We start from the raw sequence: 9,684 nt of genomic DNA on the forward strand, positions 1-9,684 counted from the left end.
CACGGAAGTTAAGCTCTTCAGCGCCGATGGTAGTTGGGGGATCTCCCCCTGTGAGAGTAGGACATCGCCAGGCAAATGTGAAAAAACAGCTCAAGTTTTGGGCTGTTTTTTTGTGGTTTTATTGGTTTTTATATGTTTTTTGGTGAAAATGGGGGTGGAGGAGGTTCGTTTGGAGTTGAAAACGCTGTGATAATGGGGCAGAGCACCGATATATTATCAAAAACGACGGGTTTATTATCAAAAATCCCATTATATTATCAAAACCGTATTTCGCCCCTAACCAATTGCCATCACTCCCAAAGATCACACCAACACACCAACAGGCCCACCACCTTCGACCTTTAACCAATCCCGAACCACAATACCACCCATTAACCCACCACACCCCTAAAACATACACTATCCCAGGCAGCATCAAACACCCATCACAATCTCAAACAACATCCATTTTATACGTTTAAAAGTTTTCCAAAACAGGAAAACTTCTAAGAGTGAGTTCTCAATTGCAAAGTTCGGGGCTCGATTGTATAATTATAGTCAAATATAGTCAAAGTCAAAATGAGGAGGAGGTCTGATGAGGAACATTTCCGACATCATTGAAAGTTATTTAAAGAATGTTTTGGATCTCAGTGAAAGTGAAATAGTCGAAATAAAAAGAAGCGAAATTGCGGATAAGTTTCAATGTGTTCCTTCTCAAATTAATTATGTGATCAATACCCGTTTCACAATCGAGAGAGGGTATGTGGTTGAGAGTAAAAGGGGCGGAGGGGGCTATATCCGGATTATGAAGGTAAAGGCCCATGATCAGGTCCATCTTATAGATCAGCTTGTATCACTGGTGACGAAAGCGGTCAGTCAAACTACGGCAGCAGATATTATTTTCAGACTGGTAGAGGAAGATATCATTTCTGCGCGGGAAGCCAAGATCATGCTGAGCGTAATGGATCGTTCCGTGATCATGGTTGAATTGCCTGAAAGGGATATACTGCGCGGCAGAATGTTAAAGGCTATGCTTGATAGCTTGAAGTATGAGTAAGGTTGAGAGGTGAGTTGGATGATATGTCAAGAATGCAATGAGAGGCCGGCCACTCTTCATTTTACAAAAGTGGTGAACGGGGAAAAGACGGAAGTGCATTTGTGTGAACACTGTGCCCAGGACAAGGGAGATCAGTTTATGTTTGATTCTTCACCTGGATTTTCAGTTAACAACTTATTGGCCGGACTCCTTAATATATCACCTGCCTTAAAGCAGGCGAAAACTTCAGAGGTTCCTCAGCAAGAGGTTTTACAATGTGAAAAATGCAAGATGACGTTTCAGCAGTTCGTCAAAGTGGGGCGGTTTGGATGTGCTCACTGTTACGAGACCTTCAAATCCCAGCTTGATCCCATTTTAAAAAGAGTGCACAGCGGCAATGTCGAACATCACGGGAAAGTTCCCGAACGAATGGGCGGGTCCATCCATATAAAGAAAAAGATTCTGGAATTGAGGACAGATTTACAGAACTCGATCGAAAATGAGGAGTTTGAGAAAGCGGCCGAAATCAGAGATGAAATCCGCTCCCTTGAAAAAGAGGTTAAAAAAGAGGGAGGGGATGCGCAATGAGTCTTGAGAGATTCTTAAGTAATGCCGTCAGCTCTTGGATGAATGATGAAGGTCCGAATTCGGATATCGTACTCAGCTCCCGGGTCCGACTGGCCCGCAATTTTACCGATTTCCGTTTCTCAACGCTGTATTCAGCGGAAGAAGCGAAAGAAATTGTGAGCACGGTGAGGGGTAAAGTCCCTCATTACCCAAAAGCTTTAGGTCAATTAGAATTTCTGGCCACGAATGAGATTCAACCTCTTCAAAAAAGGGTATTGATGGAGAAACACCTCATTAGTCCGAATTTAGCGGAAAACGAGAATGAAGGTGCAGTTCTTTTATCAAATGAAGAAGATGTAAGCATTATGATAAACGAAGAAGACCATATTCGAATACAGTGTCTATATCCGGGATTGCAGCTGAAAGAAGCGTTGAACCGGGCAAATAAAATCGACGATTGGTTTGAAAGTGAATTCGATTATGCGTTTGATGAGAAACACGGATACTTAACGACGTGCCCGACGAATGTTGGCACGGGCCTCAGGGCCTCTGTCATGATGCACCTTCCCGGGCTTGTACTGACCCAGCAGTTGAACCGCATCATTCCTGCCATCAACCAGCTCGGGCTGGTGGTGAGAGGTATTTACGGTGAAGGAAGTGAAGCCCTCGGAAACATCTTTCAAATTTCGAATCAGATCACGTTAGGAAAATCTGAAGAGGATATTGTGGAAGACTTATTAAGCGTCGTAAGGCAGATCATCGAAAAAGAAGAGTCCGCACGGGAAGCATTAGTCAAGACATCAAACATACAATTAGAAGACAGAGTGTTCCGGTCTCTCGGGGTGCTCGAACACAGCCGCATCATCGAGTCCAAGGAAGCAGCGAAATGTTTATCCGATGTAAGACTTGGAATCGATTTAGGATACATCAAAAACATATCCAAGAATATATTGAATGAACTAATGATTTTGACTCAGCCGGGGTTCCTTCAGCAATACTCGGGAGGGCCCCTCAGACCGAATGAACGAGACATAAGAAGGTCTTCTTTGATACGAGAGCGAATTAAATTAGATAAAGACGCATGTGAGGAGGAAGAATAATATGATGTTTGGTCGATTTACAGAAAGAGCACAAAAGGTATTGGCACTGGCTCAAGAAGAAGCAATCCGCTTGGCGCACAGTAATATTGGCACTGAACATATTTTATTGGGACTTGTCCGTGAAGGCGAAGGTATTGCAGCAAAAGCTTTGACTGCACTGGGACTAAGCCCGGAAAAAATCCAGAAGGAAGTAGAAGGCCTCATCGGGAAAGGCACCGAGAAGTCCCAGACGATCCACTATACACCGAGAGCGAAGAAGGTCATCGAACTGTCGATGGATGAAGCGCGCAAGCTTGGCCACTCATATGTAGGTACGGAACATATTTTACTCGGTTTGATCCGTGAAGGTGAAGGCGTGGCAGCGAGAGTACTTGGAAACCTCGGCGTCAGCTTGAATAAGGCAAGGCAGCAGGTGCTTCAGCTTCTTGGCAGTAATGATTCGAACAATCATCAGGGAGGCGGCAGCACCAATGCGAACACCCCGACGCTAGACAGCCTGGCCCGTGATTTGACTGCAATTGCCCGTGAAGGAAGCCTTGATCCCGTTATCGGGCGAAGCAAGGAAATCCAGCGTGTCATCGAGGTATTGAGCCGACGCACGAAAAACAACCCGGTACTGATCGGGGAGCCCGGCGTAGGTAAAACGGCGATTGCAGAAGGGCTTGCCCAGCAGATCATCGCCAACGAAGTTCCGGAGATCCTCCGTGACAAGCGCGTTATGACGCTCGATATGGGAACGGTTGTTGCGGGTACGAAATACCGCGGAGAGTTTGAAGACCGCCTGAAGAAAGTGATGGATGAAATCCGTCAGGCAGGAAACATCATCCTGTTCATCGATGAGCTTCATACCTTGATCGGTGCCGGCGGGGCAGAGGGAGCGATCGATGCATCCAATATCCTTAAACCGTCACTTGCACGCGGTGAACTTCAATGTATCGGCGCGACTACGCTTGATGAGTACCGCAAGTATATTGAAAAGGATGCAGCCCTCGAACGCCGCTTCCAGCCTATCCAGGTGAATGAGCCGACAGCAGAGGAGTCCATCCAGATCTTGAAGGGTCTCCGTGACCGCTATGAAGCCCACCACCGTGTATCGATCACGGATCATGCAATTGAGGCTGCGGTCAAATTATCAGACCGTTACATTTCAGACCGGTTCCTGCCGGATAAAGCGATTGATTTAATAGATGAAGCAGGCTCTAAAGTCCGCCTTCGTTCTTATACAACACCTCCGAATCTGAAGGAGCTTGAATCAAAGCTTGAAGAGATCCGCAAAGAAAAAGATGCTGCGGTTCAAAGCCAGGAGTTTGAAAAAGCCGCGTCACTCCGGGATACAGAGCAGAAGCTTCGCGAAGAGCTGGAAGAGACCAAGAATACGTGGAAAGAAAAGCAGGGACAGGAAAATACAGAGGTGACCGTCGAAGATATCGCGACAGTCGTATCAAACTGGACGGGAGTTCCTGTATCCAAACTTGCGCAGACAGAAACGGACCGTCTGTTGAAGCTCGAAGAAATTCTTCATTCAAGGGTGATCGGCCAGTCTGAAGCGGTAGTGGCCGTTTCAAAAGCTGTACGCCGTGCCCGCGCAGGACTGAAGGACCCTAAGCGTCCGATCGGTTCCTTCATATTCCTCGGGCCTACCGGTGTAGGGAAGACCGAGCTTGCCCGCGCGCTCGCAGAGTCCATGTTCGGTGATGAGGAAGCGATGATCCGGATTGACATGTCCGAGTACATGGAAAAGCATTCGACTTCAAGACTCGTCGGGTCTCCTCCAGGCTACGTGGGGTACGATGAAGGCGGACAGCTGACGGAAAAAGTGCGCCGCAAGCCTTACTCCGTCATCCTGCTGGATGAGATTGAAAAAGCTCACCCGGATGTCTTCAATATCCTGCTTCAAGTACTTGAAGACGGGCGATTGACTGACTCGAAAGGCAGAACGGTCGACTTCAGGAATACTGTGCTCATCATGACATCGAACGTCGGTGCACAGTCGCTGAAGAGCAATAAGTATGTCGGCTTCAACATCCAGGATGGAAAAGAAGATTACAAAGATATGAAAGGGAAGGTCATAGAAGAGCTTAAGAGAGCATTCCGTCCCGAGTTCCTTAACCGTATCGATGAAATCATCGTCTTCCACTCTTTAGAGAAAGATCATTTAAAAGAAATCGTCACGCTGATGTCCGATCAGCTAACAAAACGCCTTAAGGAACAGGATATCCATATCGAGCTGTCATCCGCTGCAAAAGAAAAGATTGCGGATGAAGGATTCGATCCTGAATACGGGGCCAGGCCGCTGCGCCGTGCGATTCAAAAGCACGTCGAAGATAAGCTGTCAGAAGAGCTTCTCAGAGGAAAAGTCCTGACAGGCCAAAATATCCTGATCGACGTTGAAGATAAAGAATTCGTCGTAAAAGTAAAAGAAGAAGCAAATACCACTACCTGATCACCTGGTGAAAAGAGGTACACGTACAAGAAAGGCGTGTACCTCTTTTTTGATAATTTATTATTGATGATTTGTTGGGATTTTTCAATCTGCTCCAGCGGTTGATTGGAAGTGCAAGACTGGAAATCTTTCATACATACACCCGAAGGGCTTTTCATTGAAAGGATTACACAAAATCGTTACAATCAATCCAATAGGATTGGTATGAATCGACGTTCGTTAAAATAGAGTAGAAGAGGAGAAGACTGATTTGGCAAAGAAAAAGACGAAATTTGTATGTTCATCGTGCGGATACGAATCTCCTAAATGGATGGGGAAATGTCCAGGGTGCGGTGAGTGGAATACGATGGTAGAAGAGGTGGCCATCACCGGGAAACAGCCCAGGGCTGCTTTTATGCACAGCGAGAAAACGGGACCTTCGAAGGCTGAGAAACTATCATCCATCGAAACCAGACAGGAGCCGCGGGTACTGACCGAATCCCGGGAATTGAACCGGGTCCTCGGCGGCGGTGTTGTACCTGGCTCGCTGGTTTTAATAGGGGGAGATCCGGGTATAGGGAAATCTACTTTACTGCTTCAGGTTTCCTCGCAGCTGGCACAGCAAAATCAGAAAGTCTTGTATATTTCAGGGGAAGAATCGATCAAGCAGACAAAACTGCGAGCTGATCGATTGAATATAAAGGGCGACGAACTATATATTTATGCAGAAACCAATTTGGAATCCATCCACCAGACGATCGAGCATCTGGAGCCTGATTTTGTGATCATCGACTCCATACAGACGATTTATCATCCTGAAGTGACATCCGCCCCGGGCAGCGTTTCCCAGGTTCGTGAATGTACGGCGGATTTGATGAGAATCGGAAAAACGAAAGGCATTGCGATCTTCATTGTGGGGCATGTTACTAAAGAAGGTTCGATCGCAGGACCGAGACTGCTCGAACATATGGTTGATACGGTTCTTTATTTTGAAGGAGAGCGCCATCATTCCTATCGTATTTTAAGAGCGGTGAAAAACCGTTTTGGATCGACGAATGAGATGGGTATATTCGAAATGAAAGAATTGGGGCTTGAAGAGGTGGCCAATCCTTCTGAGATATTCCTTGAGGAGCGTTCTGAAGGAGCGACAGGATCCACCGTCGTCGCTTCGATGGAAGGGACGCGGCCTGTGCTTGTTGAAATCCAGGCGCTGGTCACGCCGACAAGTTTCAATAATCCGCGCCGTATGGCGACCGGGATCGAGCACAGCCGGGTTTCCTTGATCATGGCTGTATTGGAGAAGCGTGTGGGAATGCTCTTGCAGCAGCAGGATGCCTATCTCAAAGTGGCCGGCGGGGTGAAGCTTGACGAACCGGCAATCGACTTGGCGGTGGCTGCGAGCATCGCTTCCAGTTTCCGGGATAAAGCTTCCAACCCCCATGACTGCATCATCGGGGAAGTAGGGCTTACCGGTGAGATCAGGAGAGTTTCGAGAATTGAACAACGGGTCCAGGAAGCAGCCAAATTAGGGTTCAAACGTGTGATCGTACCCCAAAATAATTTGAGCGGATGGCACCCGCCTTCTGATATCAATGTAGTGGGAGTAGCCACGATAAATGAGGCATTGTCCCTTATTTTAGGAGGATAAAGAGGTATGGAAGAGAAAAAAACCGAGAAATCGATTTCTGATATATTGCAGTTTGTCGCGCCCGGTGCGCCGATCAGAGAGGGTATAGATAATGTACTTCGGGCAAAAACGGGAGGGCTGATCGTTGTCGGTTATAATGACAAAGTCAGATCTGTGGTCGATGGCGGATTTCATATTAACAGCCCTTTTTCCCCGAGCTATTTGTATGAACTTGCAAAGATGGACGGCGCGATCATTTTAAATGATGCCGGTACGAAGATTCTGTATGCCAATGCCCAGCTGGCTCCTGATGTGTACGTGCCTTCCACTGAAACCGGAATGAGGCACCGGACGGCGGAGAGGGTTGCGAGGCAGACAAATGCCCTCGTGATTGCCATTTCACAGAGACGCAATGTCATTACGCTTTATCAGGGTGGTTTCCGATATGCGCTCAAGGATATTTCGGTTATTTTAACAAAGGCAAATCAGGCCATTCAGACATTGGAAAAGTACAAAGTCGTACTTGATCAGAGTATTTCAAATCTGTCTGTCCTGGAGTTTGAAGAGCTTGTCACCTATGGCGACCTTCTTCAGGTACTTCACCGATTTGAGATGGTTCTGCGCATCAAGAATGAACTGCTGACGTACCTGAGTGAGCTTGGGACGGAAGGAAGGCTGATCCGCCTGCAGATGAATGAGCTGCTTGCGGACATCGAAGAGGAAGCGATGCTCATCATCAGGGATTATGCACATAACCGGGACATCAAGCCATTTGAAGTGCTGTATAAATTCCAGGAACTTGTACACTCTGAGGTACTTGATGATAATGTCCTCCTAAAACTTCTCGGCCACCATGGCTATGTGCATCACGATGATGCCATCTGCCCGCGGGGATACCGCGTGCTGAATAAGATTCCCCGTCTTCCGATTGTCATCATTGAAAACCTGATCACGGAATTCGAGTCACTGCCGAAAGTGTGCAGTGCTTCAGTGGATGACCTGGACGAAGTGGAAGGAATCGGGGAAGTAAGGGCAAGAAAAATCAAAGAAGGTCTCAAACTCATAAAAGAACAGACGTTCGCAGACCGTCAATTGTAAAAGCTAGTCATAAAGGCCCTGTTATGATACAATGGTATCTTTTTCAAAAAATTGACAGTCAGACCCGGACATGTTAGCCTTTTTTTAAGACCCTCATTAGAATTGGGTCCACTGTATCAAAATATTTCTTTTGGGTTAAATTCACGAAGTTTTCCTATTTCGGACGTTTTAAAAATAGTAAATTGTTTATAATGAGTAGGAGGAGGTGAGGGAATGTTAAAGAATATCGTGAAAGCATGCTTCCTTATCGTAGGCGGGACACTTGGGATCTTTCTTCTTCCCGAATTGTTAACCGTACTAAATTTATCTGACATTCCTTTGTTAAATAACCCTTATATGACTGCCATATTTGGTGCCATTATCTTTTATATTCTTACGTTTTGGGCGGTCGAGTACGTAGTCAATTTCGTTAAGTGGTTTGAAGATAGTCTTGTAAAGGCGCCTGTAACTGATTTATTATTCGGAAGCCTCGGCTTGATTATCGGACTTTTTGTAGCTTATTTATTTGGTATTCCTTTTAACCAGATGGAAATTCCGATCGTGAACACGGTCGTTCCCATTCTATTAACTTTGATTCTTGGTTATCTGGGATTCCAGGTTGGCTTTAAAAAGAGAGATGAACTGATGAACCTGTTTCCGGCTGCCGGCAAAGGCAGGAAAAAGGGGTCTGAGGAAGACCTTGAAGAAAACGGGGTTAAAACACTTAAGATTTTAGATACAAGCGTAATCATCGACGGACGTATCGCGGATATCTGTCAGACCGGATTCCTTGAAGGAATCGTTGTCATTCCTCAATTTGTCTTGGAAGAGCTTCAGCATATTGCCGATTCATCGGATGTGTTAAAACGAAACCGTGGACGAAGAGGACTTGATATCTTAAACCGTATCCAGAAAGAACTGCCGGTCGAGGTTCAGATTTACGAAGGAGATTTTGAAGAAATCCAGGAAGTTGATTCGAAGCTTGTGAAACTGGCAAAGCTTACGAACGGCATCGTCGTGACGAATGACTTCAACCTGAATAAAGTCTGCGATCTTCAAAGTGTACAAGTATTGAATATCAATGATCTTGCAAATGCCGTGAAGCCTGTTGTCCTCCCTGGAGAGGAATTGAAGGTCCAGGTGATAAAAGACGGTAAGGAACATAATCAAGGTATCGCATACTTGGACGACGGAACGATGATCGTCGTCGAAGAAGGCCGCAACTACATCGGCAAATACATCGACGTCCTTGTAACAAGCGTCCTGCAAACATCCGCAGGCCGAATGATCTTCGCCAAACCCAAACAACTCGAAAAAGCACTCTAACAAATAAAAGTGAAAGCGGCTTGCCGTCCAAGCTGAACAATATCAATAAACCAAGTCAGTCTGAAAGGTCTCCAAATCTTTCAGGCTGGCTTATTTTATAACTTTTATTGACGGAGTTCACTGGAAGAAATTATACATATTGAATAGCGGAAGTGTATCAGGCCATACCCAGCGGTTGATCGGAGTGCAGGGCTTTAATTCCGCGGGCAGCCAGGTTAGTCTTCGGTAGTTAGCCAATTGGTGGTTTGATATGCTTTGTCCATTTGTTAATTCAGAGTGGATTGGAGCGGAAGGCACTTGACTCCGACGGGATTTAGAGGAAAGGTCGAGACTTGTCCAGCTCCGGCGGCTAGAGGCTCGAGGTCATAAGTCAAACAAGCCAAAAAGGCAAAGAGCGCCTTTCCGACTTGTTCGCCTTATGCTTGTCGCCTCTGTACGAGCCGCCTGCGCATTTCTTCTCACAGGAGCGCAGCGACGAGGAGCATTCCTGTTATAAAGTAAATTGCGTTTATATTGAAGTTTTTGCGATGTGCATAAAAAAAGCCCCCTT

7 protein-coding genes and 1 rRNA gene are annotated in these 9,684 nt (G+C 46.2%); all 8 read left to right on the forward strand.

The features are described 5' to 3' along the window. Positions 1 to 73, forward strand: a 5S ribosomal RNA gene (gene rrf / locus ACKA06_RS21660); the annotation flags it as partial. 501 nt (positions 74 to 574) lie between these two features. Further along, entirely contained in the window at positions 575 to 1,036 is a 462-nt protein-coding gene (locus ACKA06_RS21455; RefSeq protein ID WP_032085242.1) for a CtsR family transcriptional regulator, read from the forward strand. A gap of 18 nt (positions 1,037 to 1,054) precedes the next feature. Continuing rightward, the gene (locus tag ACKA06_RS21460) at positions 1,055 to 1,603 is read left to right on the forward strand and encodes a UvrB/UvrC motif-containing protein (RefSeq protein ID WP_411160613.1); all 549 of its coding nucleotides are present in this window, start codon (positions 1,055 to 1,057) and stop codon (positions 1,601 to 1,603) included. Continuing rightward, on the forward strand, positions 1,600 to 2,682 hold the full coding sequence (locus ACKA06_RS21465) for a protein arginine kinase (RefSeq protein ID WP_411160614.1): 1,083 nt from the start codon (positions 1,600 to 1,602) through the stop codon (positions 2,680 to 2,682). The genes ACKA06_RS21460 and ACKA06_RS21465 overlap by 4 nt, the downstream gene beginning before the upstream one ends. A gap of 1 nt (position 2,683) precedes the next feature. Next, positions 2,684 to 5,125 (forward strand): ATP-dependent protease ATP-binding subunit ClpC, encoded by a 2,442-nt coding sequence (gene clpC / locus ACKA06_RS21470; RefSeq protein ID WP_411160615.1) that lies wholly within the window; start codon positions 2,684 to 2,686, stop codon positions 5,123 to 5,125. Positions 5,126 to 5,375: 250 nt separating this feature from the next. After that, positions 5,376 to 6,752, forward strand: coding sequence for a DNA repair protein RadA (radA, locus tag ACKA06_RS21475; protein WP_058300079.1), 1,377 nt, complete (start codon positions 5,376 to 5,378; stop codon positions 6,750 to 6,752). A gap of 6 nt (positions 6,753 to 6,758) precedes the next feature. Further along, a complete protein-coding gene (disA, locus tag ACKA06_RS21480) occupies positions 6,759 to 7,829 on the forward strand; it encodes a DNA integrity scanning diadenylate cyclase DisA (RefSeq protein ID WP_058300080.1) in 1,071 nt (356 codons plus the stop codon). A gap of 213 nt (positions 7,830 to 8,042) precedes the next feature. Beyond that, positions 8,043 to 9,134 (forward strand): PIN/TRAM domain-containing protein, encoded by a 1,092-nt coding sequence (locus ACKA06_RS21485; protein ID WP_032085248.1) that lies wholly within the window; start codon positions 8,043 to 8,045, stop codon positions 9,132 to 9,134. Positions 9,135 to 9,684: the final 550 nt, after the last annotated feature.

It is taken from the genome of Rossellomorea oryzaecorticis (assembly GCF_045897515.1).
In the GTDB taxonomy this organism is placed as follows: domain Bacteria; phylum Bacillota; class Bacilli; order Bacillales; family Bacillaceae_B; genus Rossellomorea; species Rossellomorea enclensis.

Bases quoted from the DNA above. Each gene is read 5' to 3' on its own strand.
- ACKA06_RS21485 (WP_032085248.1), top strand. From the start codon at position 8,043: ATGTTAAAGAATATCGTGAAAGCATGCTTCCTTATCGTAGGCGGGACA.
- ACKA06_RS21465 (WP_411160614.1), top strand. From the start codon at position 1,600: ATGAGTCTTGAGAGATTCTTAAGTAATGCCGTCAGCTCTTGGATGAAT.
- ACKA06_RS21460 (WP_411160613.1), top strand. From the start codon at position 1,055: ATGATATGTCAAGAATGCAATGAGAGGCCGGCCACTCTTCATTTTACA.
- disA (WP_058300080.1), top strand. From the start codon at position 6,759: ATGGAAGAGAAAAAAACCGAGAAATCGATTTCTGATATATTGCAGTTT.
- clpC (WP_411160615.1), top strand. From the start codon at position 2,684: ATGATGTTTGGTCGATTTACAGAAAGAGCACAAAAGGTATTGGCACTG.
- ACKA06_RS21455 (WP_032085242.1), top strand. From the start codon at position 575: ATGAGGAACATTTCCGACATCATTGAAAGTTATTTAAAGAATGTTTTG.